Consider the following 25,252-nt stretch of genomic DNA (forward strand, 5'->3'; position numbering starts at 1 on the left):
GAGGTGAACGCCGGATCGCTCCGGCGCGGGAAAGCCCGCCAGAAGAGCTCAGGCGGTGCCGGGGAACGAGCGTCTGGGCCGCGTCGGTCGTCCGGCGGCCCGCACGGAGGCAGGCGTGAGACGTGCGGCTCGCAGGTGCTGCGGCATGGAGGGTCCTCCCCGTAGCGACGTGGTTCCCCCGGTCGCTGACCGGTGTGCACGAGACGGATGTGGTCAAGATCCGCTGAGTGCCGGGCCAGTCTATGAACGGGTGTTCGGTGCGACAAGGGAGCATCCGAGTGATGGCTGAGAACGGCCTGTCAGTGCGTCAGCTGTGGGAAACGGGGCGGGGATTTCCGAAATCGGGCACGGCCAGCCTCTTTTCGGGCGGGGTTTCGCCGTACGCTGCGGCTCATGTGCGGAATCGTGGGATACGTGGGATCGCAGTCGGCCCTGGAGGTCGTGACGGCCGGGCTGAAGCGGCTGGAGTACCGGGGATACGACTCGGCGGGCGTCGCCGTCCTGGCGGACGGGGGGATCGCCGCCGCCAAGAAGGCGGGCAAGCTGGTCAATCTGGAGAAGGAACTCGACGAGCGGCCGCTGCCGACCGGGACGACGGCGATCGGCCACACCCGGTGGGCCACGCACGGCGCGCCGACGGACGCCAACGCGCATCCGCACCTGGACAACGCCGGGCGGGTCGCCGTCGTGCACAACGGGATCATCGAGAACTTCGCCGCGCTGCGGACCGAGCTGGCCGAGCGGGGGCACGACCTGGTCTCCGAGACCGACACCGAGGTCGTGGCCCATCTGCTCGCCGAGGAGTTCTCCTCCTGCGCGGACCTCGCCGAGGCGATGCGGCTGGTGTGCCGGCGGCTGGAGGGGGCGTTCACGCTGGTCGCGGTGCACGCCGACGAACCGGACCTGGTCGTGGGCGCGCGGCGCAACTCACCGCTGGTGGTGGGCGTCGGGGACGGCGAGGCCTTCCTCGCCTCGGACGTCGCCGCGTTCATCGCCCACACGCGCTCGGCGATCGAGCTGGGCCAGGACCAGGTGGTGGAGCTGCGCCGGGACGCGGTGACGGTGACCGGCTTCGACGGCCGTCCGGCGGAGGTCAGGCCGTACCACGTCGACTGGGACGCGTCCGCCGCGGAGAAGGGCGGCTACGACTACTTCATGCTCAAGGAGATCGCCGAGCAGCCCAAGGCGGTCGCCGACACGCTGCTGGGGCGCGTCGACGCGTCCGGTTCGCTGACGCTCGACGAGGTGCGGATCCCCGCGGGGGTGCTGCGCGAGGTCGACAAGGTCGTCGTGGTCGCCTGCGGTACGGCCTTCCACGCTGGGCTGATCGCCAAGTACGCCATCGAGCACTGGACGCGGATCCCGTGCGAGGTGGAGCTGGCGAGCGAGTTCCGCTACCGCGACCCGATCCTGGACCGGCAGACGCTGGTGATCGCGATCTCGCAGTCCGGCGAGACCATGGACACGCTGATGGCGCTGCGGCACGCCCGTGAGCAGGGGGCCAGGGTGCTGGCCGTCTGCAACACCAACGGCTCGACGATCCCCCGCGAGTCGGACGCCGTGCTGTACACGCACGCAGGTCCCGAGGTGGCGGTCGCCTCGACGAAGGCGTTCCTGACGCAGCTGGTGGCCTGCTATCTGGTCGCGCTGTATCTCGGCCAGGTGCGGGGCACTCAGTGGGCCGACGAGATCCGGGCCGTGGTGCGCGACCTCGCGCGGATCTCCGGTGAGGTGGAGCGCGTGCTGGAGACCATGGAGCCGGTGCGGGAGCTGGCGCGGTCGCTCGCCGGCAAGGACACCGTGCTGTTCCTGGGTCGGCACGTCGGCTATCCGGTGGCCCTGGAGGGCGCGCTGAAACTGAAGGAACTGGCCTACATGCACGCCGAGGGGTTCGCGGCCGGTGAGCTCAAGCACGGGCCGATCGCGCTGGTCGAGGAGGACATGCCGGTCGTCGTGGTCGTGCCGTCGCCCCGGGGCCGGTCCGTGCTGCACGACAAGATCGTGTCCAACATCCAGGAGATCCGGGCGCGGGGCGCGCGGACGATCGTGATCGCGGAGGAGGGGGACGAGGCGGTCGTGCCGTACGCCGACCACCTCGTGCGCATCCCCGCCACGCCGACGCTGCTGCAACCGCTGGTGGCCACGGTGCCGATGCAGGTGTTCGCCTGCGAACTCGCGACGGCCCGAGGCAACGAGGTGGACCAGCCCCGCAACCTGGCCAAGTCGGTGACGGTGGAGTAGGCGCGGCCGCCTGACGAAGTGGGGGGCGGGGCCGTGCGCGAGTACCGGCGCGTCGTGGGCGATCAGCCCGGACGGACCCGCACTCGCCGCCCAACCCGCACCCCTCACCTCATTGGGCGCCCCCGCTCAAGACCTCCGCTGGTTTCGGGCCTTCCTCAGCTGCCAGGTGGTCAGAAGCAGCGGGACCGCCATGATCCAGACCATGGCGACGACGTCCCACTCCGGGGTCGCGTCGGTTCCCTCCACCAGGGTGATCAGGGCGCACAGCAGCGACCAGATCCCGGCCAGCGATCCCACCGTCCACAGCGCGGCCGTCCACGGCCACGTCGCGCGCCCGCCGGCTCCTCCTCGCGCGCCACCCACCCCGGCGGACCGCGCCGAGGGCTGGGGGATGCGGTCGGGGGTGCGCGGCGGCATGTGCACGACCGCCTGCGGCGGCACCCCCGCGTCCACCGTGGCGATGCGCTCCGGGGTGATGCCCCGGAAGAGGGTCGGCTCGACGGAGACCGAGAACCCGTCGTGCCCGGTGAGGGCGCGGGCGCCGTCGGGGCGGGTGGTCATCGCCGCGCAGGCGTCGTAGCGGACGGTCACCGGGCCCTGCGGCGTCGTGAGGCTGACGCCCTCCGTGCCGATGATCAGGGTGACCTGGTCGTCCTCCAGGGACTGGTGCCGGGTGCCGGTGACGGTGGTCGTGGAGTACTGGGGCGCGGGGCTGAAGCCGGCCCAGTCGACGCCGCGCCCGGGCGTCTGGAGCAGCCCGTTGTCCCAGGCCTGGCGGGCGACGTCGTGCAGGTCGGCGAGAGTGACCGCGTGCAGCTCGGCCTTGTGCTGCTCGGGGGAGAGGATGCGGTGCCCGAGCAGCAGGCTCAGCGCGTACGACGGCAGCGAGACGGCGCCGAAGTCCGGGACGTCGTACAGCTTGAGGGTCTTGGCGCGTGCCGAGTCCAGCTCGGACTGCTCGATCCGGCCGGCGCGCAGCCGCGCGAGGGTGTCGATGAAACCGCCGATCACCGCGTCCTGCTTCTGCGGGAGGGCGTCGGCGTACGCGGTGAGCGTGGCGAAGTCGGCGTCGCGCGGGGAGTAGTCGGCCTCGGCGGAGTACGAGTAGCCGCCCTCCTGGCGCAGGTCCTGGAAGAGGGCCCGGCCGAGGACGTCGGCGAAGACGGAGGCCGCCGTGGAGCGGGGCAGCACCGCGGAGAACGCGACATGGCCGTCGTCCCCGCGGATGAACGCCGGGGTGACGGGCAGCGCGCTGGTGGGCGCCGGCGCGGGGAGGCGGACGCCGGCGGGCAGGGTGAGGTCCAGGCCGTCGGGCACGCGGTCGCTGGTGATCCACAGCACCGCGTTGTCCCGGGTGAAGCGGGTGTGCGCCCAGTGCCGCACCTGCTCGGGGGTCAGGCTCCAGGTGCCGAGCTCGTTGTAGCTGGACAGGCCGTAGCTCTGGGCGCCGTAACGCCACAGCGGGAGCTGGGAGCCGCCGCCGCGGCCCGCGGCCTCGGTGCGCAGGATCTCCTTCTCCGTCTCCAGCCGGTCCATCGGCAGCTCGCGCAGTCCCGCGCACACGCTGTTGAGGTAGGAGACGACCTCCGCCTCGCTGCCGGTGACGTGGAAGAGGGTGTACGCGTTCGCCGTCGCCCCGTTGTAGTGCAGGTCGGACAGGCCGAGCCGGTACAGGGCGAGGTGCTCGACGAGGTGGGTGATGCCGGCGGTGGCCAGGGTCTCGTCGGCGCGGCCCACGCGGAAGAAGAGCCCGGCGGTGATCTCGTTGCCGCCGGGGGCCGGGGCGTAGAGGGTGGGGATGCCCTGGACGGCGGTGTGGGAGATCAGCCCGTCGAGGGCGGCCAGGCCGTCGGCGGCCTCGTGCAGGTCGGTGGTCACCGGTATCCGCCTCCTCGGGACTCCAGCGCGGACTTGCGGAACTTGCGGAAGGACGCCTTCGGGTCGTTCATGTAGTCCCACGGGTGCTTCGAGGCGCGGTTGCCGAGGAAGGCGAAGTGCGGGGCCGCGTCCTCGAAGTGGCCGCCGAGGGAGAAGGCGAACGCGAACGTGCTGTGCGCGCCGATGGAGTTCCAGTCGGCCCGGTGGTCGGGGTGCAGCACGGAGGCGTGGGCGGCGAAGCGCAGGTCGTCGTGGACCGGGACGCCCCGCAGGTACGCCGCGCCCTCCGAGCCGCCGAGCTCCAGCCAGTGCTCGATGTGGGCGTCGGCGACGAGGGCGGCGTTGGCGTAGCCGTCGGGCGCGGCCTTGGCGCACTCCTGGGCGAAGCCGTGCGCGGCCTCCCAGGAGCCGCCCCACTTGGGGCAGAGCTGCTGGAGCAGGCTCGTCTGGGCGTGGTAGTCGTGCGGGTGGTGCGCGGACAGCCGGTCGTAGCGCCGGCGGACCTCGGACTGCCCCAGTTCCAGGCCGCGCGCGGTGGTCAGGCGGGCGTTCCAGGCGGGGGTGTACGACGGCTGCTCCGCGCACACCTCGATCAGCAGCTGCTCGGCCCGGCGCAGCCAGGAGTGGAACTGGTCGAACTGGTCCCGGGAGACGTGCTGGGCGCGGGCGGCGCTGCGGATGTCCCAGCCGATGTACACATAGCGCTGGGCGAGCAGGGTGCGGGGCAGCGGGTCCCCGGGCTGCTCCCGGACGGCTCGCTCGAGCATGTTCTCGACGCCGGGGACGTCCGCGACCAGGCTGACGGCCGAGTTGACCCTGTTGACGGAGTCCAGCCGCGCGATGTAGGCGCGGACGGACGGCCAGTCGCCGGACTGCGCGGCGGTGCGCAGCGGGATGAGCTCCGGCATGTTGTCGTACGGGTCGAAGGTCGGCCCGGACGGGTCCGTGGGTGCGCCGTGGGGGGTGCTGCTCATTCCTCCACCGTGTGGTTGGTGTGACTGATGTGATCAGTGTGAGAAGACGCGCAGGCTAGCAGCAGGGGGTGACAGCCGCGCGGCCGACCGGTGGTGCAGGGGCTCCGCCGTAGGGTGCTCGGCATGAGCATCATCGGGGTCGGTATCGACGTTGCCGAGATCGAGCGGTTCGCGGCGTCGCTGGAGCGGACGCCCGCGCTGGCCCAACGGCTGTTCCTCGAAAGCGAGTTGCTGTTGCCGAGCGGGGAGCGGCGGGGGATCGCCTCGCTGGCGGCGCGGTTCGCGGCGAAGGAGGCCCTCGCCAAGGCGCTGGGGGCGCCGGCGGGGCTGCTGTGGACCGACGCGGAGGTGTACGTCGAGGACAGCGGGCAGCCCCGGCTGCGGGTGCGGGGCAGCGTCGCCGCGCGGGCGGCGGAACTGGGGGTGCGCGGCTGGCATGTGTCGCTGAGTCATGACGCGGGCGTGGCTTCGGCGGTGGTGATCGCCGAGGGGTGAGGCGGTGCGCGCGCCTGCCACCGGTGGGCCGGTGGGTGGCTGAGGCCGGGTCGGGTGCGGCGGTGTGAGACTGGGGTGCATGCGTACTGCCTACTGTGTGGACACCGTCAGGGCCGCCGAGCGGGAGGCGATGGCACGGCTTCCGGAGGGCGCGCTGATGCAGCGGGCCGCCGCCGGTCTCGCCGCCGCCTGCGCCGACGTACTGGGGCGGGTGTACGGGAGCCGGGTCGTGCTGCTGGTCGGCAGCGGGGACAACGGAGGTGACGCCCTGTACGCCGGGGCCCGGCTGGCCCGGCGCGGCGCGGGGGTGACCGCCGTGCTGCTCACGCCGGAGCGCACGCACCCCGGCGGGCTCGGCGCCCTGCGGCGTGCCGGGGGCCGCACGCTCACGTCGGGGGACGGGGCGGACGAGGCGGTCCGGCGGGCCGACCTCGTGCTCGACGGCATCGTCGGCATCGGCGGACGCGGCGGGCTGCGCGGCGACGCCGTGGACCTGGCCGCGCTCGCCGCGCGGTCCCGGGCCGTCGTCGTCGCCGTCGACCTGCCGAGCGGGGTCGACGCCGACACGGGCGAGGTGCGGGGCACGGCGGTGCGGGCCGACCTCACGGTGACCTTCGGGACGCACAAGCCCGGGCTGCTGATCGATCCGGCGCGGGAGCACGCCGGGACGGTGCGGCTGGTCGACATCGGCCTGGAGCTGCCCGACCGGCCCGAACTGGAGGCGTTGCAGCACGCCGACGTGGCCCGGCTGCTGCCGGCGCCGGCGGCCGAGAGCGACAAGTACCGGCGGGGCGTGGTCGGGATCGCGGCCGGGTCCGCGCGCTATCCCGGGGCCGCCGTGCTGGCGGTCGCCGGCGCGTTGCGGGGCGGCGCGGGAGCCGTCCGGTACGTCGGTCCCGCGGGCGACGCCGTGCTCGCGCGGTTCCCCGAGACGCTCGTCTCCGACCAGGGGCCGCGGCGGGCCGGGCGGGTGCAGGCGTGGGTCGTCGGCCCGGGCGCAGGGGACGACGCCGGCGTGGTGGCGGAGGTGCTGGCCGCCGAGGTGCCGGTGCTGGTGGACGCGGACGGGCTGCGGCTGGCCGACGCCGAGGCGGTGCGGGGCCGTGCCGCGCCCACGCTGATGACCCCGCACGCGGGTGAGGCGGCGGCGCTGCTCGGGGTGTCGCGCGAGGAGGTCGAGTCGGGGCGCCTCGCGGCGGTACGGGAGCTGGCCGCGCGGTACGGGGCGACGGTGCTGCTGAAGGGGTCGACCACGCTGGTCGCGGCGGCGGACGGGGGAGCGGTCCGGGTGAACGCCACGGGCACGGGCTGGCTGGCCACGGCCGGCAGCGGTGACGTGCTCTCCGGGCTGGCGGGGTCGCTGCTGGCGGCGGGCCTGAGCACGGTGGACGCGGCCGGCGCGGGCGCGTACCTGCACGGCCTCGCGGGCCGGTTCGCGGCGGAGGGGGCGCCGGTGTCCGCGGGAGACGTGGCCGACGCGGTACGGCAGGCCTGGCGGGACGTGATGCGCGGCTGAGGCTCCTGAACGCGGCCCGCTCCGCCCGGCGGCGGGCGGCGCCCGGCCCGAGCCGCCGGTCGCCGCGCAGCCGCGCCCCGAGCGGCCGTGGCCCACCGAGGTCCGGCCGGGGCCGTCAGGTCCGGTGGACGGGTGTCCCGGGCGGGGCGGGCGGTCTGGTGGGAGGAGGCGTCCGGAAAGACCTGTGGCCGCCGCCCCCCGGGGCCGTCGACCGTGTCCGCTCCGGGGGTGTCCGGGGGGCTCTGAGACACTGGGCGCGATGAGTGAGACTGCACTGCCGACCGCCAACCCGCAGCGCGCCCGCGCCGAGATCGACCTGGGCGCCGTGCGGGCCAACGTGCGGACCCTGCGCGCCAAGGCGCCCGGGGCGGCGTTCATGGCCGTCGTGAAGGCCGACGGGTACGGCCACGGCGCGGCCCCCTGCGCCCGCGCGGCCGTCGAGGCGGGCGCCACCTGGATAGGCACCGCCACGCCGGAGGAGGCGCTCGCGCTGCGCGCGGAGGGCGGGCTGCCGGACGACGTCCGGATCATGTGCTGGCTGTGGACGCCGGGCGGCCCCTGGCGGGAGGCCGTCGAGGCCGGCCTCGACGTCTCCGTGAGCGCGCTGTGGGCGCTGCGGGAGGCGGAGGAGGGCGCCCGCCTCGCCGGACGGACCGCGCGGGTGCAGCTCAAGGCCGACACCGGCCTCGGACGCAACGGCTGCCAGCCCGCCGACTGGCCCGGCCTGGTCGACGAGGCGCTGCGCGCCGAGGCGGAGGGCCTGATCCGGGTCACCGGCCTGTGGTCGCACCTCGCCTGCGCCGACGAGCCCGGGCACCCCTCCATCGCCGCTCAACTCACCCTGTTCCGCGAGATGGTGACGTACGCCGAGACGCGCGGCCTGCGGCCCGAGGTGCGGCACATCGCCAACTCCCCGGCGACGCTCACCCTCCCGGAGAGCCACTACGACCTCGTCCGCCCCGGCATCGCGATGTACGGCGTCGCGCCCAGCCCAGAGCTGGGCTCCTCCGCCGACCTCGGGCTGCGCCCGGCGATGACCCTCATGGCGTCGCTGGCCCTGGTCAAGCACGTGCCGGGCGGGCACGGCGTGAGTTACGGCCACCACTACACGACCCCCGGCGAGACCACCCTCGGCCTGGTCCCCCTCGGCTACGCCGACGGCGTCCCGCGGCACGCCTCCGGTTCCGGCCCGGTGCTGATCGGGGGCAAGTGGCGTACGGCGGCGGGGCGGATCGCGATGGACCAGTTCGTCGTGGACCTCGGAGGCGACGAGCCGGAGGCGGGCGCCGAGGCGGTCCTGTTCGGGCCCGGCGACCGCGGCGAGCCGACGGCGGAGGACTGGGCGCAGGCCGCCGGCACCATCGGATACGAGATCGTCACGCGCATCGGAGCGCGCGTTCCGCGCGTCTATGTGGGCGAGGGCCCCGGATTCGCCGGGGCACACGGGGACGGGTGAGCGCCGGTCGCGGCACTGCCCGCCGTGCCGCCGGGTAGGAGGATCATCCGACCGGCGCTCGCAGCACGACGGCCGCCCGCCGCACCACGGGCGTCAGCGGCACGGCACTGCACGACCGGTCATGTGGCACCACCCGGGATCAGGCGAAGAGGAGCGGTACGTGAGCGAGAGCAGTGCGGAGGCAGTGGCGGACGCCGCCTCGGCGGCCGTCGCCGCCGTCTCCGCCACGGGGGCGGCCGGAGGCTGGCGCCGGGCGACCGGCGTCGCCGGCGCGGCGATAGGCGTGATCGCCGCCGGCGCGGCGGCCGGGGTCGCGCTGGAGCGGATGACCGTGGGGCGCGGGATGCGCGCCAAGGCCCGGCTGGCCCTCGACGCGGCAGGCCCCTACGGCGCGCTGCGCGGCACACCGGGCAAGGCGTTCTCCGACGACGGCACCGAGCTGTACTACGAGGTCGACGACGTGGAGCCGGAGGGCGGCCCGGCGCCCCGCCGCCGACGGCTCTTCGGCCGCAAGGCGCCGCTGCCCGTCACCGTCGTCTTCAGCCACGGCTACTGCCTGACCCAGGACTCCTGGCACTTCCAGCGGGCGGCCCTGCGGGGCGTCATACGGACCGTGCACTGGGACCAGCGCAGCCACGGCCGGTCCGCGCGCGGCGCCGGCCAGGTCCGGGGGGAGGCGCCCGTCAGCATCGACCAGTTGGGGCGCGATCTGAAGGCCGTCATCGACGCGGCCGCGCCCGAGGGGCCGATAGTCCTGGTCGGGCACTCGATGGGCGGTATGACCGTCATGGCGCTCGCCGCGCAGTACCCGGAGCTGATCCGGGAGCGGGTCGTCGCCACCGCCTTCGTCGGTACGTCGTCGGGGCGGCTCGGCGAGGTCAACTTCGGGCTGCCGGTCGCCGGCGTCAACGCGGTGCGGCGGGTGCTGCCCGGTGTGCTGAAGGCGCTGGGGCAGCAGGCGGCGCTGGTGGAGAAGGGGCGGCGGGCCACCGCCGATCTGTTCGCCGGGGTCATCAAGCGGTACTCGTTCGCCTCCCGGGACGTCGACCCGGCGATCGCCCGGTTCGCGGAGCGGATGATCGAGGGCACGCCGATCGACGTGGTCGCCGAGTTCTACCCGGCCTTCACCGATCACGACAAGACCGAGGCGCTGGCCTGCTTCACCGGCATGCCCGTGCTGGTGCTGGCCGGCATCGGGGACCTGGTCACGCCCAGCGAGCACAGCGAGGCGATCGCCGACCTCCTGCCCGACGCCGAGCTGGTCCTCGTGCCGGACGCCGGGCACCTGGTGATTCTGGAGCACCCGGAGGTGGTCACCGACCGCCTCGCCGACCTGCTGACCCGCGCGGGCGCCGTGCCGGCAGGGGCTACGGTGGGGGGCTATGGAAGCACCAGCAGCACCGTACGACCCGGCTGATCCGGTTTCTCTGGAGATCATCGTCAACTCCCCCGATTCGATGCGGGAGTTGGGCCGCCGCCTGGCCAAGCTGCTGCGCGCCGGCGATCTCGTGATGCTCAGCGGGGAGCTCGGCGCGGGCAAGACCACGCTGACCCGCGGGCTCGGCGAGGGGCTCGGCGTCCGGGGCGCGGTCACCTCTCCGACGTTCGTGATCGCCCGGGTCCATCCGTCCCTCGGGGACGGTCCGCCGCTCGTCCACGTCGACGCGTACCGCCTGGGCGGCGGGCTGGACGAGATGGAGGACCTGGACCTCGACGTGTCGCTGCCCGAGTCCGTCGTCGTCGTGGAGTGGGGCGAGGGCAAGGTCGAGGAACTGACCGAGGAGCGGCTCCAGGTGCGCATCCACCGGGCCGTCGGCGACACGACGGACGAGGTGCGCCACGTCACCGTCACGGGCCTCGGCGAGCGATGGGCGTCGGCCGACCTCAGCGCCCTGGCGGCCTAGGGTCCGTCTTCACCCGGATCTTGCCCGCAGTGTCGGCGGGCCGGTCCACGGCCGGGTCGCCGACGCGGGTGCCTGATCGCAGGGCCGGCTGTCCGGTGTGGTCGTAGGGGCGGCGTGACTCGTCGCCGCTCCCCTCGCACCGTACGGTCGGAACCGGGCGACTCCCCGTCCGCGACGCGATCATCTTCACCGTCACCCACACCCCGCAGTGGCGACGGAGCGTTCAAGGACTACGCCTTCCGTATGTGTGCCGCGCCGTGACTTGTCACATCGCGCCCCAGGGGGGACAGCGCCGCGGCGAAGAGGAGCCCGCCGACCGGCAACAGATCCAGACTGGCGGCCATGGCTGCCGTGCCGAACACCACCAGTGCGGGCCGCCAGACGCTGATGCGGTGCTGTGCAGCGAGTTGGATCACCATCCACAGCAGGCCCACGTAGAACAGCATCGGGCCGACCGTGTACACCGTGGGCATCACGCCCGGGTGGCTCTGTACTTCCTCGAAGAGTCGCTCCATCCCGGCGCGGTCGTCGGCCCGGAAGCCGACGACGAGATCGATGACGCCCTGGGCGGTGACCGCAACCGCCCCCACCAACCCGAGTGACGTCGCCACACGGGCGCTGAGCCGTGCCGCGCCGGTTGTCGGCTCCGACAGCCTCAGCAGGCCCAGGAAGATCGAGCCGAAGAGCAGCACTCCCGCGATCAGCGCGATATGCCCGCTGGTCCAGGCGAGCCCCGGACCGTGGTCCGGGTCGGAGAGACGGATGGTTCCGTAGGCGAGCATGCACAGGGGCGCGGCGATGAAAGCAGTCCGCGTCAGCGCGGCCCGGCGGGTCCCCCGAGGTCGGTTCGTCATGTGTCGATCTTGTCGGCCGGTCTCGCACACCGAGATCAGGCATGACCCCGAGAAGACCCTTGGATCGCCCCTGACACGCCGTCAGGGGGCGATACTCGCACGGCCTGAGCCCGAGCTGGTACGCCTCCTCGGGGCGCTCGGTCAGGCGGCCTCGCGGTGTTCGGCCCGCCGCTCCCTGGGGGTCGCCTCGGGCTCCGGGGCGCGCGGCGGGCGGGACACCACGTCGGCGGCGGTGCAGGACGCGAGCAGCTCGCGCATGGACACCCCGGCGAGCGTGAACGGTCGCAAAGGCTGGGCCTGGGACTCGGTGGCGGGCACGGACGCCTCCTGCGGGCCGGGGGCGGACCTGGTTAGGTTCACCTAACCAAGGGCTGGCCACCATGTCACCACGTCCGGGACGCCGAACGCAACATCTTGCCGACGTCTTGTCGGAACCTTCATACGATCAGCCCGGGGCCTCTCCGGACCCCCGGCTAACGGACCACGACGATCCGCTGGCCGATCGTCGCGAACCGCCACATCGCCTCGCCGTCCGCCGGCGTCTCGCGGATCCCGCCCGTCCGGGACTCCGGGTCGGGCACCGGCATCGAGCCGTCCGTCGTCGCACTGAAGCCGATGACCACATCGCCGACGTCGGTGAAGCGCACGACGTGCTCGACCGGCACGCCGTCGGTCCCCGTGGCCGTGCTGGAGCGGGACGTGACGGCGTACGAGCCCGGCACCGGGTCGACGGTGCCCGGGGTGACCGCGAACGTCCGCTCGACCCGGCTGTCGGGGCCCACCAGCCACACCCGGTCGCCGTCCAGCGCGTACACGACCCGCTCGCCCACGCCGGAGGAGGCCGGCAGCGCGAGGGAACGCGTTCGCCCGGGGGCCGCCTTGGCCGCCGCGGCCTCCGCGCGCGGCTCGGCCGGCCCGGCCGGCGCGGTCGCCGACGCCCGCAGGGCGAGGAACCCGACGGTCGTCAGCGCCGCCGCGGTCAGCCCGGCCACGATCGTCGCGCTGCTCCCGGCCACCGGAATCCACCTCTTCGTCGCTTCGGTCGTATTGGTCGCATTGGTCGTCTTCACCCAGGAATATGCCCGGCCGTGACGTTAGCAGCCGTCGCGGCCGCGGCCCGTGTGCCCGTGCGCGGCACGCGCGCTGGCCGGGGAGCCGTAGGCTGTTTGTGTGCTCTTGCTCGCTCTGGATACCGCCACCCCCGCCGTCACCGTCGCGCTGCACGACGGCGCGGACGTCGTCGCCTCCTCCAGTCAGGTGGACGCGCGCCGGCACGGTGAGCTGCTGCTGCCGGCCGTCGACCGTCTGCTCGCCGAGGCGGGGCTCCGGCTCGACGCCGTCACCGGGATCGTCGTAGGCGTCGGACCCGGCCCCTACACCGGGCTGCGCGTCGGTCTGATGACCGCCGACACCTTCGGTCTCGCGCTCGGCGTCCCCGTGCACGGGCTGTGCACGCTCGACGGCCTCGCCTACGCCGCCGACCTGTCGGTCCCCTTCGTCGTGGCGACCGACGCTCGGCGCAAGGAGGTCTACTGGGCCCGCTACACCGACTCCCGCACCCGCGTCGGCGACCCGGCCGTGGACCGGCCCGCCGACATCGCCGACCAGGTGGCCGGGCTGCCCGCCGTCGGCGCGGGCGCGCTGCTCTACCCCGACACCTTCCCCGACGTCCACGCGCCGGAGCACGTCTCGGCCGCGGCGCTCGCGAGTCTGGCCGCCGAGCGGCTCGCCGCCGGCGAGGAACTCCCCGAGCCCCGCCCGCTGTACCTGCGCCGGCCCGACGCCCAGGTGCCCAAGAACTACAAGGTGGTCACCCCGAAGTGACCGCGCCCGCCGCCTCCGAGACCGCCCTGCCCGCGCTGCGCGAGATGCGCTGGTGGGACATCGAACCCGTGCTGGAACTGGAGAAGGACCTCTTCCCCGAGGACGCCTGGTCGCGGGGCATGTTCTGGTCCGACCTGGCCCACGCCCGCGGCCCCGGCGCGACCCGGCGCTACGTCGTGGCCACCGACGGCGACCGCATCGTCGGGTACGCCGGTCTGGCCGTCGCCGGCACCGCGTCCGAGGGCGGGGGCGAGGGCGAGGACGGCTCCGCGACGGGCGCCGACATCCAGACCATCGCCGTCGCCCGCGAACGCTGGGGCACCGGGCTCGGCGCCCGCCTGCTCACCGAACTGCTGCGCGCGGCGACAGAGTTCGACTGCACCGAGGTCATGCTGGAGTGCCGGGTCGACAACGTCCGCGCGCAGAAGCTGTACGAGCGTTTCGGCTTCGAGGCCATCGGCTTCCGGCGTGGCTACTACCAGCCGGGCAACGTGGACGCCCTGGTGATGCGCCTCACCGATCCCTCCACCTCCCTGAACGGCGTACAAGGAACCGAGATCAATGGCTGACGAACCGCTCGTCCTGGGCATCGAGACCTCCTGCGACGAGACCGGCGTCGGCGTCGTGCGCGGCACCACGCTGCTGGCGGACGCCATCGCCTCCAGCGTCGACGAGCACGCCCGCTTCGGCGGGGTGGTCCCCGAGGTCGCATCCCGGGCCCATCTGGAGGCGATGATCCCCACCGTCGACCGCGCGCTGAAGGAGGCGGGCGTCTCGGCGAAGGACCTGGACGGCATCGCCGTCACAGCCGGCCCCGGCCTCGCGGGCGCGCTGCTGGTCGGCGTCTCGGCGGCGAAGGCGTACGCCTACGCGCTCGGCAAGCCGCTGTACGGCGTGAACCACCTCGCCTCGCACATCTGCGTGGACCAGTTGGAGCACGGCCCGCTGCCCGAGCCGACGATGGCGCTGCTGGTGTCCGGCGGCCACTCCTCGCTGCTCCTGTCCTCCGACATCACCTCCGACGTCCGTCCGATGGGCGCCACGATCGACGACGCGGCCGGCGAGGCCTTCGACAAGATCGCCCGGGTGCTGGACCTCGGCTTCCCCGGCGGCCCGGTCATCGACCGCTACGCACGCGAGGGCGACCCGCGGGCGATCGCCTTCCCGCGCGGCCTGACCGGCCCCCGCGACCCCGCCTACGACTTCTCCTTCTCCGGTCTGAAGACCGCGGTGGCCCGCTGGATCGAGGCCAAGCGGGCCGCCGGCGAGGAGGTCCCGGTGCGTGACGTGGCGGCCTCCTTCCAGGAGGCGGTCGTCGACGTCCTCACCCGCAAGGCCGTGCGGGCCTGCAAGGACGAGGGCGTCGACCACCTGATGATCGGCGGCGGCGTCGCGGCCAACTCCCGGCTGCGCGCCCTCGCCCAGGAGCGCTGCGAGGCCGCCGGCATCCGGCTGCGGGTCCCGCGTCCCAAGCTGTGCACGGACAACGGCGCGATGGTGGCCGCGCTGGGCGCGGAGATGGTCGCCCGGGGGCGGGCCGCGTCCGGCTGGGACCTGTCCGCGGACTCCTCCCTCCCGGTGACCGACCCGCACGTTCCGGGCCACACGCACGACGACGACCACGGGCACAGCCACGGCCACGATCACGTGCACGAGGTCAGCAAGGAGAACCTGTACTCATGAGGGCTGCGGCATGACGGTCGCGCTGATGTGGGAGGCCCGGGCGGCGGCGGGACGCGGCGAGGAACTGCTGGCCTGGGCCCGCGCCCAGCGGCTCGACGGCGTCCCCCTGCGCCGCGAGACCTTCCGCGCCCCCCAGGACCGGGTCCTCGTCATCACCTGGTGGGACGCCGACCTCGACGCCGAACTTCCCGAACTGCCCGAGCCGGAAGACGGGTTGACGACCCGGTCGGTGCACCGCTGGCGCTTCGAGTCGGTGACCGACCAGGCGTGAGCCCGTGCGGGGCCGATCGCCCGTGCGGCGTCGTCCCTCAGCCCGCTGACACCTCCGTCTCGCAGCACAGTCGGCGGTCGGTCCCCACCTCGCGCACCGGACCCGTCAGCCGCAGTGACGCCGTGTGGCGGTGGTCGGCGCTGGAGGAGGACAGCCGGAGTTCCAGCGCGCCGGGCTCCACCACGCGCCGGCCCTCGCGGTCGGTGAACGCCGACAGGTCGGTGTGGAAGCGGAAGGTGACCCGGCCGGCCTCGCCCGGGGCCAGTTCCAGGCGCTGGTAGCCGACCAGGCGCACGTCGGGGCGGGTCACGCTCGCCACCGGGTCGTGCAGATACAGCTGGACGACCTCCGCGCCGGCGCGGTCGCCGGTGTTGCGGACGGTGACGGAGAGGTCGTAGGAGCCGTCGGTGGAGATCTCCGCGTCGGGGCCGCCCGTGACGTCCTCCCAGACGAACGTCGTGTACGAGCGGCCGTGCCCGAAGGCGTACAGCGGGGTCGGGTCCAGGTTGCTGACCTCCCCGGCCAGGCCCAGCGGCGGCTGGAGGTACGTCCACGGCTGGCCGCCGGGGACGCGCGGCACGCTCACCGGGAGGCGGCCCGAGGGGTTCACCCGGCCCGACAGGGCTCCCGCGACCGCCGGGCCGCCCTCCTCGCCGGGGAAGAAGGCCTGGACCGCCGCGCCCAGCCGGCCGTGCCACCGGCCGAGCGCGTAGGGGCGGCCGGTCAGCAGGACCAGCACCACCGGGACGCCCGTCGCCGTCAGCGCGTCGAGCAACTCCCCCTGCACGCCCGGCAGTCGAAGGTCCGTCACATCGCAGCCCTCGCCCGAGGTGCCCCGCCCGAACAGGCCCGCCCGGTCGCCGAGGACCGCCACGCAGACGTCGGCCTCGGCCGCCCGGGCCACCGCCTCGTCGAACCCGGACCGGTCCGGCTCCGACACCGGGCACCCCTCAGCGAACGTGACCTTGGCGTCGGGCAGTTCGGCGCGCAGCGACTCCAGCAGCGTCGGGATCCCGATGCCGGTCTCCACGCCGGGGTGGTGGGTGAGGACATGGGAGGGGAAGGAGTAGCAGCCGAGCATGGCGAGCGGGTCCGCCGCTCTCGGGCCCACCACCGCGATCCGGGTGCCGGGGGCGAGGGGGAGCAGCCCGTCGGGGTTGTCGAGCAGCACCACGGACTCCTCGGCCAGCCGACGGGCGAGCGCGCGGTTGGCCCCCGAGTCGAGCCGGATGCGGGGCCGGTCGGACCCGGCCGTCTCCCCAGCCGCTTCCCCGGCCGTCTCCTGCTCCGCCGCCCCCTCCGGCCGCCAGTCCTCGTCGAGGAGCCCGAGTTCGCACTTCTGCACCAGCACCCGGCGGGCCGCCCGGTCGACCAGGTCCTCCGGGACCAGCCCCTCCCGCACGGCCGCGACCAGCGCGTCGCCGTAGTACTTCACCGTGGGCAGCTCGACGTCGACCCCGGCCTCCAGCGCCAGCCGGGCCGCCTCCGCCGGCGTGCCCGCCACCCGGTGCAGGGTCTGGAGGAAGCCGATGCCGAAGTAGTCGGCGACCACCGTCCCGGTGAAGCCCCACTCCTCGCGCAGCAGCCCGGTCAGCAGCTCCGGGTCGGCGGAGGCGGGGACGCCGTCCCGTTCCGTGTACGCGGCCATCACCGAACGCGCCCCGCCCTCGCGCAGCGCCATCTCGAACGGCGGCAGCGTCACGTCGGCGAACTCGCGCGCGCCCGCCCGCACGGGGGCGAGGTTCCGCGCGCCCGCCGAGGAGGCGTACCCGGCGAAGTGCTTGAGCGTGGCGACGATCCCCGCCGACTCAAGGCCCCGCACATACGCCGTGCCGACCGTGCCGACCAGGTACGGGTCCTCGCCGATCGTCTCCTCGACCCGCCCCCACCGCGGGTCGCGGACGACGTCGAGCACGGGCGCCAGTCCCTGGTGCACGCCGACCGAGCGCATGTCCCGCCCGATGCGCCGGGCCATCTCCTCGACCAGCGGCGGGTCGAAGGAGGCCCCCCAGGCCAGCGGGACCGGGTAGGCCGTTGCCCGCCAGGCGGTGAACCCGGCGAGGCACTCCTCGTGCGCCACCGCCGGGATGCCGAAGCGGCTCGCCCCGGCGATCTGCCGCTGCGCCCCGGCCAGGGCGCGGGCGCCGACCGCCGGGTCCACGGGGGCGGTGCCGAAGGAGCGGGTCAGCTGGCCGAGTCCCCGGGTGATCAGCTCGGCCCAGTCCCGCTCGGCGGCCTCGGCGGTCATGTCGTGCTGGTGCGGGGCGACTCCCTCGCCGTCCGTCGCGGCGCCGACCCACACCCCGTACAGCTGGGCGGTCTTCTCCTCCAGGGTCATCCGGGCGAGGAGGTCGTCGACTCGGGCGGCGGCGGGCAGAGCGCTGTCACGCCAGGGGGCGGTGGTCATGAAACTCCTGTCCCGGAGGTGTCCTGGAGGAAACCGGTCCCGAAGGATTCGAATGTTTCGTAACACACTTCGAATGTTCCGGGAACCTATGGTGCCGTACGAGGTTCGTCAAGAGGGGGTGCGGGGATACGATCGCCGCCATGACTTCCCCGGATCCCGCTGGAACGCGGACAGGAGCGCGGGCGACGCAGACCGCCACGCTCGCGGAGATCGCCCGCGAGGCCGGCGTCTCCGCCCCGACTGTTTCGAAGGTCCTCAACGGCCGCGCCGACGTCGCCCCCGCGACCCGCACCCGTGTCGAGGAGCTGCTGCGCGCCCACGGCTACCGGCGCCGGCGTGCGGAGGCGACCCGCTCGCCCCTGATCGACCTGGTCTTCCACGAGCTGGAGAGCGCCTGGGCGATGGAGGTCATCCGGGGTGTGGAGAACGTCGCGCGGGACGCCGGGCTGAGCGTGGTGCTGAGCGAGAGCGCCGGGCGGCTCACGCCCGGGCGGACCTGGGCCGACCAGGTCGCCGCCCGCCGCCCGCACGGCGTGATCCTGGTTTTGTCCGGGCTCGACGAGTCCCAGCGCGCGCTGCTGACCAGCCGTTCCATCCCGTTCGTGGTGATGGACCCGGCGGGCGACCCGGGCGCGGACGTGCCGTCGATCGGCGCCACCAACTGGCAGGGCGGGCTGGCCGCGACCCGGCATCTGGTGGAGCTGGGGCACCGGCGGATCGGCGCGATCAGCGGGCCGCCGCAGATGATGTGCAGCCGGGCCCGCATCGACGGCTACCGGGCCGCCCTGGAGACGGCCGGGCTGCCGGTCGACCCGGCGCTGATCAGGACCGGCGACTTCCACCACGAGGCGGGCTACCGGATCGGCCGTGAGCTGCTCGACCGCCCCGACCGCCCCACCGCCGTCTTCGCCGGTAACGACCTCCAGGCGCTCGGCGTGTACGAGGCGGCGCGCGAGCTGGGGCTGAGGATCCCGGAGGACCTGAGCGTCGTCGGCTTCGACGATCTGCCGGTGGCGCCCTGGGTGGGGCCGCCGCTGACGACCGTACGGCAGCCGCTGATGGAGATGGCGGAGGCGGCGGCCCGGCTGGTGCTGGAGCTGGGGCGGTCCTCGTCGCAGGAAGGGCCGGCGGCGACGCGGGTGGAACTGGCGACGAGTCTCGTCGTGCGCACGAGCACGGCGGCGCCGGGCGGATCGACGGGACCGAAGCAAATCGGCTGACCGGTCGAAACTTTCGCCGTGCCGGTCATCCCGTGGAACAGGTCCAGAACCTGTTTGGGGCGGACGTCCTAACAGCCCCCTAATAATTCGGACTTACGTTCATCGCGTGACGGAAATCGACGCGAGCGAGCATGGAGACGGCCGGCGCAGACGGCCGGGAACGCTGAAGACCGTCGGCCTCACCCTCGCCGCCGCGCTGGTCCTGGGCGCGGCCGCGGCGGGCTGGGCGGCCTACCGGCACCTCGACGGCAACATCACGAGCGTCGACATCGACACCGCGCTCGGCGACGACCGCCCGGCGCGGGCGGTGAACGCCCCCGTGCCGTACGGCGCCGCGTCCCCCGCCCCGTTACCGGCGGGGTCCCTCAACATCCTCGTCCTGGGCTCCGACTCGCGCGGCGGCAGGGAGAACCGGGAACTCGGCGGCGGCGACAGCACCGGCGCCCGCTCCGACACCGCGATGGTCGTGCACGTCGACGCGGGCCGCCGCAGCGCCACGATCGTCAGCATCCCGCGCGACACCCTGGTGACCCGGCCGTCCTGCCCGCTGCCCGGCGGCGGCTCCACGTCGAGGGCGCACGGCGTCATGTTCAACACCGCGTACTCCGTGGGCGGTCCGGTGTGCGCGGTGAAGACCGTCGAGTCGATCACCGGCGTGCGCATGGACCACTACGTCGAGGTCGACTTCTCGGGCTTCGCGAAGCTGGTGAACGCGCTCGGCGGGGTCACGGTGACCACGACCGAGGACATCGACGACGAGGACAGCCACCTCACCCTCGCGGCGGGCGTCCACCACCTCGACGGCGTCCAGGCCCTCGCCCTGGCCCGCACCCGGCATGGCATAGGCGACGGCAGCGACCTCGGCCGCATCGGCCTCCAGCAGACCCTGGTGAAGGCCCTCCTCGAACAGATCGCCTCCACCGACCTGTTCACCAGCCCCACCCGCCTGTACGAGGTCGCCGACGCGGCCACCCGGAGCCTCACCACCGACACCGGCCTGGACTCCCTCTCCGAGCTGACGGAACTCGCCCGGAGTCTGAAGTCCCTGTCCGCAGCGCAGGTCACGACCGTGATGATGCCGGTGCGCCCGGCCCCCTCGGACCCCAACCGGGTGGTCGCCCGCAACCCCGGGGCAAGCGACCTCTGGAGGTCCCTGCGCCGTCCCTGATGCGCCTGCCCCGCGGCATGCGCAACTGAGCTACGGGCGGGGGCCGTCGGTCGTGGGGGCTTCGGTCGGGCGGCCGACGAGCATCGTCGGGGCTCCCGCCACGCGGGTCAGGAAGACCGTCGCCGCGTTCGGTCCCTGGGGCCTGACCTTCTTGCGGAGTTCCTCCGGTTCCACGGCCGACCCGCGCTTCTTCACCGTCAGGATCCCCACCCCCCGCTCCCGCAGCAGCGCCTTCAGCTTCTTGACGTTGAAGGGCAGCCGGTCGGTGATCTCGTACGCGGTGGCGTACGGCGTCGGCCGCAGGGTGTCCGCGGTGACGTAGGCGATGGTCTCGTCGACCAGGCCGCCGTCGAGGTCCCGGGCGACGTCAGCGACCAGATGCGCGCGGATGACGGCCCCGTCGGGCTCGTAGAGGTAGCGGCCGACGGGGCGCACGGGCGGGTTCGGCAGACCGGCGCCGCGCAGGGTGCGCGGGCCGGGCAGCAGCGTGGCGCGCACGGCGCCCGGGGCCGTCCCGAACCACAGCACCGCCTCCTTCACGTCCCCGCCGTCCGAGATCCACTCGGCCTCGGCCTCGGCGGGCACGGCCTCGTGGGGGATGCCCGGGGCCACCTTCAGCGCGGCGTGCGGCGCCTCGAGCGCGGCCCCGACGGCCCAGGACAGGGGCGGCGAGTACGCCTCCGGGTCGAAGATCCGCCCCCGGCCGCCCCGCCTTGCGGGGTCGACGAACACGGCGTCGTACCCGGCCGTGTCCACCTCCGTCACGTCCGCCTCCCGTACCTCGATCAGGCCGGCGAGGCCGAGCGCGTCCGCGTTCGCCCGGGCCGCCGCCGCCGTCACCGGGTCCCGGTCCACGGCCAGCACCGTGATCCCCGCGCGCGCCAGCGCGATCGCGTCGCCGCCGATCCCGCTGCACAGGTCGGCGACGCGGGACACGCCCAGCTCCCTCAGCCGCGCCGCCCGGTACGCCGCCACGCTCGCCCGCGTCGACTGCTCGACCCCGTTGGGCGTGAAGAACATCCGCGCCGCGTCCTCGGCCCCGAACTTCACCGCCGCCCGCTGCCGCAGCCGTTCCTGCCCCAGGGCGGCGGAGACGAGCGGGGCGGGATGCGTGCGCCGCAGCCGGGTGGCGACGGCGAGTTCGTCGGCGGGGGCGGTACCGCGCACGGCGTCGAGCAGGGCGCGGCCTTCGGCGGTGAGGAGAGGGACGAGGTCGTTCACCGGGTCATTTTGACATCCTCCCCCTCTAGAGAGAGGGGGATTCCAACCCATTTGGGTTGAGGTTCACGGGCGTTCGGACGGCGGGTGGCCGTTGTCGCCCCTCCGGCACCGGCTGTGCGCCGGGGGCGGGGGATCCCCGCCCTGTCCTGCCGCGACGTTGTTACTGGCGTTGGTGTCCGCGTTGCAGGTGAAGCCGCAGGCGGAACAGACGAACTCGGCTTGGCTCTTGCGCGAGTTCTTGTCGATCCATCCACAGGCACTGCACCGCAGACTCGTGTACGGGGCGGGAACGTCCTCGACCCGGCCGGGCGCCTTGTGCCCGGTGCGTTGCCGGAGCAGGCCCCAGCCCTGGGCGAGGATCGACCGGTTGAGACCGGACTTCTGCGCCACGTTCCTGCCGGGCTGCTCCACGGTCCCCTTCGCGGAGCGGGTCATGTTCTTGATGTTCAGCTTCTCGAACCGCACCAGGTCGTAGGTGCGGGCGAGCATGGTGCTGGTCTTCTCGCACCATGTCCTTGCGCCGCATCGCCTCCCGCGCCCTGAGCCTGGCCATCTTCGCGTACTCGGCCGCCTTGCGGGGGCTGCCTTTCGGGGCGCGGGCGGCGCGCCGCTGGTGCTTTCGGATCTGGGCGCGTTCCTTGACGGTGAGCTGCGGGCAGTTCAGCATCCTGCCGTCGGCGAGGGCGGCGGTGACCGTGACACCCCGGTCGATGCCGATCACCCCACCCGTGCCGGGCGCCGGGACCGGATCAGGGACGACCGCGAACGCGACATGCCACTGCCCGTTGCGGAAGGTGCCCCGGAACGTCTTCGCCTCGGGCGGCTTCGCACCCTTGCCCCGGGCGCTGAGACGGAAGCGGACCCAGCCGCAGCCGGGCACCCTGACCTGCGCCCACCGCCGGCTGAGCCGGCGCACCACGACCGAGCGGCCCATGACGGGCCTGCCGGTCCTCGCGTTCAGCTTCGGCGACCCGTCCGCGTGACACTCCGGTACACGGTCGGTGCCGATGACCCGGAAACCCTCGTGCACATGCTTCTTGCGCCAGGCCGGCTCACCGAACCCGGACGTGAACCTGGCGTTCTTGGCCCGGGCGAAGTCCTTGAGCGCCTGCTGCTGCACATCCGCGTTCCCCGCACCCAGCCACACATGCTCCCGCCGCGCCTCGGTGAGCTGACGGCACTGCTCGGCAAAGGACGGTGCGGACCGGCGACCCGGCCGCCAGTGCGCGTGCTGCTCGACCGCGAGGTTCCACACATACCTCGCGTGCGCGCAGTGCGTGAGCATCCGCTCGGCCTGCGCAGGCGACGGGTACATCCGGAAACGCGACATGCCGCGAACCTAGCCATCCCGTTCCCCTCCCGCCCACGCCTTCGATCACCATCACCCGCAAGAGTGACCAGCACCGCTCTCATCCACCCGGGCAGCCCCCCCACGCCAGGGCCCTCGACCCGCCGACACCACGAACGGCTCACGTCGGTTTCACCCAGCTCAGGCCGCCGTCCCTCCCGAGACGCCCAATCGCCCTGACGGCGATTCGGCTCCCCCTGCCCCGCTACGCGGGAGCGGGCATTCACCCCGGCCCTGAAGGGCCGGGCACCCTGCCCGGCAAGCAAGTGGGCCAGTCGGTGGACTGTGCGCCTCCGGCCGCGGTGTCGGACGGGGGTTTCCGGGCCGGACTGCGAGGATCCGGCGCCATGGGATCAGTCGTACGAAATGATAAATGCCGGACGAGGTGGACGGCGTACCAGAGCGGTCTCACGGCCCTCGCCCTGGCCGCGATCGTCTCGGGCTGTGCGGAGAGCGGCGGCGGCGCGGTCGGTCCCGCCCCCGGTCAGCAGCCCGACGAGAGCCCGAAGGCCGGCCCCCTCCACTCGTACGCGGCCAGACTGCGCGCCGACCACGCGGCGCGGGTCGCGGCGGCCGAGCGCTGGGACCTGGAGAAGGCGCCGCTCACACCCCCCGCGCCACCCGCGAGGAAGCCGAGGATCGGCACCCGCGAGGGCTTCGAGGTGGACGACCACGAGGAGCTCGGCCTCCCGCCGGTCTTCACCACCGTCCCCACCGACGACAAGGTCGTCTTCCTCACCGTCGACGACGGCGCGGAGAAGGACCCGGCGTTCCTGCGCATGATGACCGAGCTGCGGATCCCGTACACCGCGTTCCTCAGCGACTACCTCGTCAAGGACGACTACGGCTACTTCAAGAAGATGCAGGACGACGGGGTGACCCTCAACAACCACACCCTCCACCACCCCTACCTGCCGGGTCTGTCCTACCAGCGCCAGAAGCGCGAGATCTGCGGCATGCAGGACGTCGTCGAGAAGCAGTACGGACGCCGCCCGAGCCTCTTCCGCCCGCCCTACGGCAACTACAACAAGGCCACCCTGCGAGCCGCGAAGTCCTGCGGCGTCACCCATGTGCCCCTGTGGAACGAGGAGGTGTTCGTCGACCACTGGGAGTACCGCGAGTGGGACCGCGAGCTCCACCCGGGCGACATCGTCCTGAGTCACTTCCGCGGCCCGGACGACTGGAAGGGCACAATGCCCGACATGGTCCGCACCTTCCTGAACAAGGCGACCAGAGAGGGGTACGCGGTGGCCCGCCTGGAGGACTACCTGTGAGACACCGGGGGCGGCCCTCGGCCCCGGCGGCGCCGGCACTCGCGGCGGTCCTCGTCGCGGCGGCCCTCAGCGTCTGCGCCCTCACGGCCTGCGCCCCCGCGGGCGAACCGGCGGCGGGTCCGGCGGCGACCCGAGCGCGCTCCGCGCACGCCCCCGCGACGAACGAGCCGCCGTACCGCCGCTGGGGCCTCCCGTCCCCCCTGGCCCCCGCACCGGCCCCCGCCCGCCCGAAGCCCCCGCCCCGGCGGACCCTCCCCCCGGTCCTCGACCGCGTCACCACCTCCGACAGGGTCGTCTTCCTCACCTACGACGACGGCGCCGAACGCGACCCCCGTTTCGTCGACATGGTCCGCGAACTGCGCCTGCCCGTCAGTGTGTTCGTCACCGACAGCGTCGCCGGCCCGGCCTACGCCCACTTCGCCCGCCTGCGGGAGGTCGGCGCGGACCTCCAGAACCACACCCTCGACCACGCCGCCCTGCGCGGCCTGCCCTACGCCGGCCAGCGCGCCGAGATCTGCGGCCAGCAGAACAAGCTCAACGCCCGCTTCGGCCTGCGCCCCCGCCTCTTCCGCCCGCCCTACGGCGCGTACGACACCACCACCCGCCGAGCCGCCGCCGACTGCGGCATCACCGCGATCGTCCTGTGGCACACCCCCACCGACCCCCACCGCCTGCACCCAGGCGACATCCTCGCCACGACCCCCGACCGGACACCGGGCCTGCTGCGCGAGATCCAGCGACAACACCTGACGGTGGGAAAGCTGGAGGACTACCTGTAAGGCGCGGTCGGCTGTAGCCGGCCCGTCTGGGGGTGCCCTCTCTGGGGGAGTTTTCGGACGAGGCCCGTACAGGGCCGAAGCGGGGGTCTGGGGGCGGCAGCCCCCAGCCGGCGCCCACCCCGGCACCGGGTGCCGAACACACTCACCCGAGCGGAAATTTCGGCCGACGCGCCGCAGGCATTGGCACTCCGCTTGACCGAGTGCTAACCCCGGTCATAGTCTCGGCTCTGGCACTCCCCACTGGAGAGTGCCAACAACGCGACGGGCAGGTCCGGCACCCGCGACGACGGATCCACCTGGTCGCCACCTCAGACAGTTAACCCCGTGAGATCTCCGAAGGGGGAGGTCGGATCGTGACGACCACCAGCTCCAAGGTTGCCATCAAGCCGCTCGAGGACCGCATCGTGGTCCAGCCGCTCGACGCCGAGCAGACCACGGCCTCGGGCCTGGTCATCCCGGACACCGCGAAGGAGAAGCCCCAGGAGGGCGCCGTCCTCGCCGTGGGCCCGGGCCGCTTCGAGAACGGCGAGCGCCTGCCGCTCGACGTCAAGGTCGGCGACGTCGTCCTGTACAGCAAGTACGGCGGCACCGAGGTGAAGTACAACGGCGAGGAGTACCTCGTCCTCTCGGCTCGCGACGTTCTCGCGATCATCGAGAAGTAGTTCACCCCGGATCGTTCCGGAAGCACATTGATGCTTGACGCTGCGCCCCTGGCCCCCGCGACCACATAAAAAGCCGG

Annotated in this window: 24 protein-coding genes and 1 pseudogene; 16 read left to right on the forward strand and 9 right to left on the reverse strand. The window is 73.5% G+C overall.

What is annotated here, in order from left to right; translation table 11 throughout:
- The first annotated feature begins 393 nt into the window (after positions 1–393).
- The gene (gene glmS / locus EV567_RS17665; RefSeq protein ID WP_130441093.1) at positions 394–2,241 is read left to right on the forward strand and encodes a glutamine--fructose-6-phosphate transaminase (isomerizing); all 1,848 of its coding nucleotides are present in this window, start codon (positions 394–396) and stop codon (positions 2,239–2,241) included.
- Positions 2,242–2,367: 126 nt separating this feature from the next.
- Here glmS and EV567_RS17670 read toward each other — a convergent pair whose 3' ends face one another.
- Positions 2,368–4,119, reverse strand: a complete 1,752-nt coding sequence (locus EV567_RS17670; protein ID WP_130441095.1) for a pitrilysin family protein — start codon at positions 4,117–4,119, stop codon at positions 2,368–2,370.
- Positions 4,116–5,093: a hypothetical protein gene (locus EV567_RS17675; RefSeq protein WP_130441097.1), complete on the reverse strand. Its 978-nt coding sequence runs from the start codon at positions 5,091–5,093 to the stop codon at positions 4,116–4,118. Before EV567_RS17675 ends, EV567_RS17670 begins: the two co-directional genes overlap by 4 nt.
- A 123-nt stretch (positions 5,094–5,216) precedes the next feature.
- On the opposite strand from EV567_RS17675, the gene EV567_RS17680 reads away from it, so the two are divergent.
- From EV567_RS17680 to tsaE, 5 genes are all read left to right on the forward strand, one after another.
- The gene (locus EV567_RS17680) at positions 5,217–5,588 is read left to right on the forward strand and encodes a holo-ACP synthase (RefSeq protein ID WP_130441099.1); all 372 of its coding nucleotides are present in this window, start codon (positions 5,217–5,219) and stop codon (positions 5,586–5,588) included.
- Positions 5,589–5,667: 79 nt separating this feature from the next.
- Positions 5,668–7,104: an NAD(P)H-hydrate dehydratase gene (locus EV567_RS17685; protein ID WP_130441101.1), complete on the forward strand. Its 1,437-nt coding sequence runs from the start codon at positions 5,668–5,670 to the stop codon at positions 7,102–7,104.
- A 259-nt stretch (positions 7,105–7,363) separates the two neighbouring features.
- Complete coding sequence (alr, locus tag EV567_RS17690; RefSeq protein WP_130441103.1) at positions 7,364–8,560, forward strand: alanine racemase; 1,197 nt, start codon at positions 7,364–7,366, stop codon at positions 8,558–8,560.
- Between the two features lie 160 nt (positions 8,561–8,720).
- Positions 8,721–9,977: an alpha/beta fold hydrolase gene (locus EV567_RS17695; RefSeq protein WP_130441105.1), complete on the forward strand. Its 1,257-nt coding sequence runs from the start codon at positions 8,721–8,723 to the stop codon at positions 9,975–9,977.
- Entirely contained in the window at positions 9,943–10,464 is a 522-nt protein-coding gene (gene tsaE, locus EV567_RS17700; RefSeq protein WP_130441107.1) for a tRNA (adenosine(37)-N6)-threonylcarbamoyltransferase complex ATPase subunit type 1 TsaE, read from the forward strand. The genes EV567_RS17695 and tsaE overlap by 35 nt, the downstream gene beginning before the upstream one ends.
- Before the next feature lie 230 nt (positions 10,465–10,694).
- Here the strand turns inward: tsaE and EV567_RS17705 are convergent, their stop codons facing one another.
- From EV567_RS17705 to EV567_RS17710, 3 genes are all read right to left on the reverse strand, one after another.
- Positions 10,695–11,318, reverse strand: a complete 624-nt coding sequence (locus EV567_RS17705; RefSeq protein WP_130441109.1) for a hypothetical protein — start codon at positions 11,316–11,318, stop codon at positions 10,695–10,697.
- A gap of 141 nt (positions 11,319–11,459) precedes the next feature.
- Positions 11,460–11,636: a hypothetical protein gene (locus EV567_RS27865; RefSeq protein ID WP_165430410.1), complete on the reverse strand. Its 177-nt coding sequence runs from the start codon at positions 11,634–11,636 to the stop codon at positions 11,460–11,462.
- 155 nt (positions 11,637–11,791) lie between these two features.
- Positions 11,792–12,334, reverse strand: a complete 543-nt coding sequence (locus EV567_RS17710) for a hypothetical protein (RefSeq protein ID WP_130441111.1) — start codon at positions 12,332–12,334, stop codon at positions 11,792–11,794.
- A 154-nt stretch (positions 12,335–12,488) separates the two neighbouring features.
- Here EV567_RS17710 and tsaB point away from each other — a divergent pair, with 154 nt between their 5' ends.
- Genes tsaB through EV567_RS17730 form a run of 4 tightly spaced genes read left to right on the forward strand, consistent with a single transcriptional unit; the run spans position 12,489 to position 15,096 of the window.
- On the forward strand, positions 12,489–13,142 hold the full coding sequence (gene tsaB, locus EV567_RS17715) for a tRNA (adenosine(37)-N6)-threonylcarbamoyltransferase complex dimerization subunit type 1 TsaB (RefSeq protein WP_130441113.1): 654 nt from the start codon (positions 12,489–12,491) through the stop codon (positions 13,140–13,142).
- A gap of 44 nt (positions 13,143–13,186) precedes the next feature.
- Positions 13,187–13,711: a ribosomal protein S18-alanine N-acetyltransferase gene (gene rimI, locus EV567_RS17720; protein ID WP_165430424.1), complete on the forward strand. Its 525-nt coding sequence runs from the start codon at positions 13,187–13,189 to the stop codon at positions 13,709–13,711.
- Positions 13,704–14,825, forward strand: coding sequence for a tRNA (adenosine(37)-N6)-threonylcarbamoyltransferase complex transferase subunit TsaD (gene tsaD / locus EV567_RS17725; protein ID WP_130441117.1), 1,122 nt, complete (start codon positions 13,704–13,706; stop codon positions 14,823–14,825). Before rimI ends, tsaD begins: the two co-directional genes overlap by 8 nt.
- Positions 14,826–14,835: 10 nt before the next feature.
- Positions 14,836–15,096: a hypothetical protein gene (locus EV567_RS17730; RefSeq protein WP_130441119.1), complete on the forward strand. Its 261-nt coding sequence runs from the start codon at positions 14,836–14,838 to the stop codon at positions 15,094–15,096.
- Positions 15,097–15,133: 37 nt separating this feature from the next.
- Here EV567_RS17730 and EV567_RS17735 read toward each other — a convergent pair whose 3' ends face one another.
- Positions 15,134–17,503: a glycoside hydrolase family 3 N-terminal domain-containing protein gene (locus EV567_RS17735; RefSeq protein WP_130441121.1), complete on the reverse strand. Its 2,370-nt coding sequence runs from the start codon at positions 17,501–17,503 to the stop codon at positions 15,134–15,136.
- Between the two features lie 140 nt (positions 17,504–17,643).
- Here EV567_RS17735 and EV567_RS17740 point away from each other — a divergent pair, with 140 nt between their 5' ends.
- On the forward strand, positions 17,644–18,723 hold the full coding sequence (locus tag EV567_RS17740; RefSeq protein ID WP_130441123.1) for a LacI family DNA-binding transcriptional regulator: 1,080 nt from the start codon (positions 17,644–17,646) through the stop codon (positions 18,721–18,723).
- A gap of 106 nt (positions 18,724–18,829) precedes the next feature.
- Entirely contained in the window at positions 18,830–19,891 is a 1,062-nt protein-coding gene (locus EV567_RS17745) for an LCP family protein (RefSeq protein ID WP_242620870.1), read from the forward strand.
- Between the two features lie 30 nt (positions 19,892–19,921).
- Here EV567_RS17745 and EV567_RS17750 read toward each other — a convergent pair whose 3' ends face one another.
- Together EV567_RS17750 and EV567_RS28220 are read right to left on the reverse strand one after the other, a co-directional pair.
- The gene (locus EV567_RS17750; RefSeq protein ID WP_130441127.1) at positions 19,922–21,112 is read right to left on the reverse strand and encodes a THUMP-like domain-containing protein; all 1,191 of its coding nucleotides are present in this window, start codon (positions 21,110–21,112) and stop codon (positions 19,922–19,924) included.
- 63 nt (positions 21,113–21,175) lie between these two features.
- Complete coding sequence (locus EV567_RS28220) at positions 21,176–21,601, reverse strand: transposase (protein ID WP_242620871.1); 426 nt, start codon at positions 21,599–21,601, stop codon at positions 21,176–21,178.
- Between the two features lie 20 nt (positions 21,602–21,621).
- Here EV567_RS28220 and EV567_RS28225 point away from each other — a divergent pair, with 20 nt between their 5' ends.
- On the forward strand, positions 21,622–22,095 hold the full coding sequence (locus EV567_RS28225) for a hypothetical protein (protein ID WP_242620872.1): 474 nt from the start codon (positions 21,622–21,624) through the stop codon (positions 22,093–22,095).
- Positions 22,096–22,379: 284 nt separating this feature from the next.
- On the opposite strand, the pseudogene EV567_RS28625 reads toward EV567_RS28225, so the two are convergent.
- Positions 22,380–22,442 (reverse strand): annotated as a pseudogene (locus EV567_RS28625) (hypothetical protein); the annotation flags it as partial.
- Between the two features lie 365 nt (positions 22,443–22,807).
- Here EV567_RS28625 and EV567_RS17765 point away from each other — a divergent pair.
- The 3 genes from EV567_RS17765 (at position 22,808) to groES (ending at position 25,175) form a co-directional block, all read left to right on the forward strand.
- Complete coding sequence (locus EV567_RS17765) at positions 22,808–23,734, forward strand: polysaccharide deacetylase family protein (RefSeq protein WP_130441129.1); 927 nt, start codon at positions 22,808–22,810, stop codon at positions 23,732–23,734.
- Entirely contained in the window at positions 23,731–24,513 is a 783-nt protein-coding gene (locus EV567_RS17770) for a polysaccharide deacetylase family protein (protein ID WP_130441131.1), read from the forward strand. The genes EV567_RS17765 and EV567_RS17770 overlap by 4 nt, the downstream gene beginning before the upstream one ends.
- 353 nt (positions 24,514–24,866) lie before the next feature.
- Positions 24,867–25,175, forward strand: a complete 309-nt coding sequence (groES, locus tag EV567_RS17775) for a co-chaperone GroES (protein WP_020132158.1) — start codon at positions 24,867–24,869, stop codon at positions 25,173–25,175.
- Positions 25,176–25,252: the final 77 nt, after the last annotated feature.

The sequence above is a fragment of the Streptomyces sp. BK239 genome, from assembly GCF_004217285.1.
Lineage (GTDB): Bacteria > Actinomycetota > Actinomycetes > Streptomycetales > Streptomycetaceae > Streptomyces.

Excerpts from the sequence above, each read along its gene's own strand:
- EV567_RS28220 (WP_242620871.1), bottom strand. The coding sequence starts at position 21,601 with ATGCTCGCCCGCACCTACGACCTGGTGCGGTTCGAGAAGCTGAACATC.
- EV567_RS17740 (WP_130441123.1), top strand. The coding sequence starts at position 17,644 with ATGACTTCCCCGGATCCCGCTGGAACGCGGACAGGAGCGCGGGCGACG.
- glmS (WP_130441093.1), top strand. The coding sequence starts at position 394 with ATGTGCGGAATCGTGGGATACGTGGGATCGCAGTCGGCCCTGGAGGTC.
- EV567_RS17730 (WP_130441119.1), top strand. The coding sequence starts at position 14,836 with ATGACGGTCGCGCTGATGTGGGAGGCCCGGGCGGCGGCGGGACGCGGC.
- EV567_RS28225 (WP_242620872.1), top strand. The coding sequence starts at position 21,622 with ATGTCCTTGCGCCGCATCGCCTCCCGCGCCCTGAGCCTGGCCATCTTC.
- EV567_RS17680 (WP_130441099.1), top strand. The coding sequence starts at position 5,217 with ATGAGCATCATCGGGGTCGGTATCGACGTTGCCGAGATCGAGCGGTTC.
- EV567_RS17735 (WP_130441121.1), bottom strand. The coding sequence starts at position 17,503 with ATGACCACCGCCCCCTGGCGTGACAGCGCTCTGCCCGCCGCCGCCCGA.
- EV567_RS17685 (WP_130441101.1), top strand. The coding sequence starts at position 5,668 with ATGCGTACTGCCTACTGTGTGGACACCGTCAGGGCCGCCGAGCGGGAG.
- alr (WP_130441103.1), top strand. The coding sequence starts at position 7,364 with ATGAGTGAGACTGCACTGCCGACCGCCAACCCGCAGCGCGCCCGCGCC.
- EV567_RS17705 (WP_130441109.1), bottom strand. The coding sequence starts at position 11,318 with ATGACGAACCGACCTCGGGGGACCCGCCGGGCCGCGCTGACGCGGACT.
- EV567_RS17765 (WP_130441129.1), top strand. The coding sequence starts at position 22,808 with ATGGGATCAGTCGTACGAAATGATAAATGCCGGACGAGGTGGACGGCG.
- tsaE (WP_130441107.1), top strand. The coding sequence starts at position 9,943 with ATGGAAGCACCAGCAGCACCGTACGACCCGGCTGATCCGGTTTCTCTG.
- EV567_RS17675 (WP_130441097.1), bottom strand. The coding sequence starts at position 5,093 with ATGAGCAGCACCCCCCACGGCGCACCCACGGACCCGTCCGGGCCGACC.
- tsaD (WP_130441117.1), top strand. The coding sequence starts at position 13,704 with ATGGCTGACGAACCGCTCGTCCTGGGCATCGAGACCTCCTGCGACGAG.
- rimI (WP_165430424.1), top strand. The coding sequence starts at position 13,187 with ATGCGCTGGTGGGACATCGAACCCGTGCTGGAACTGGAGAAGGACCTC.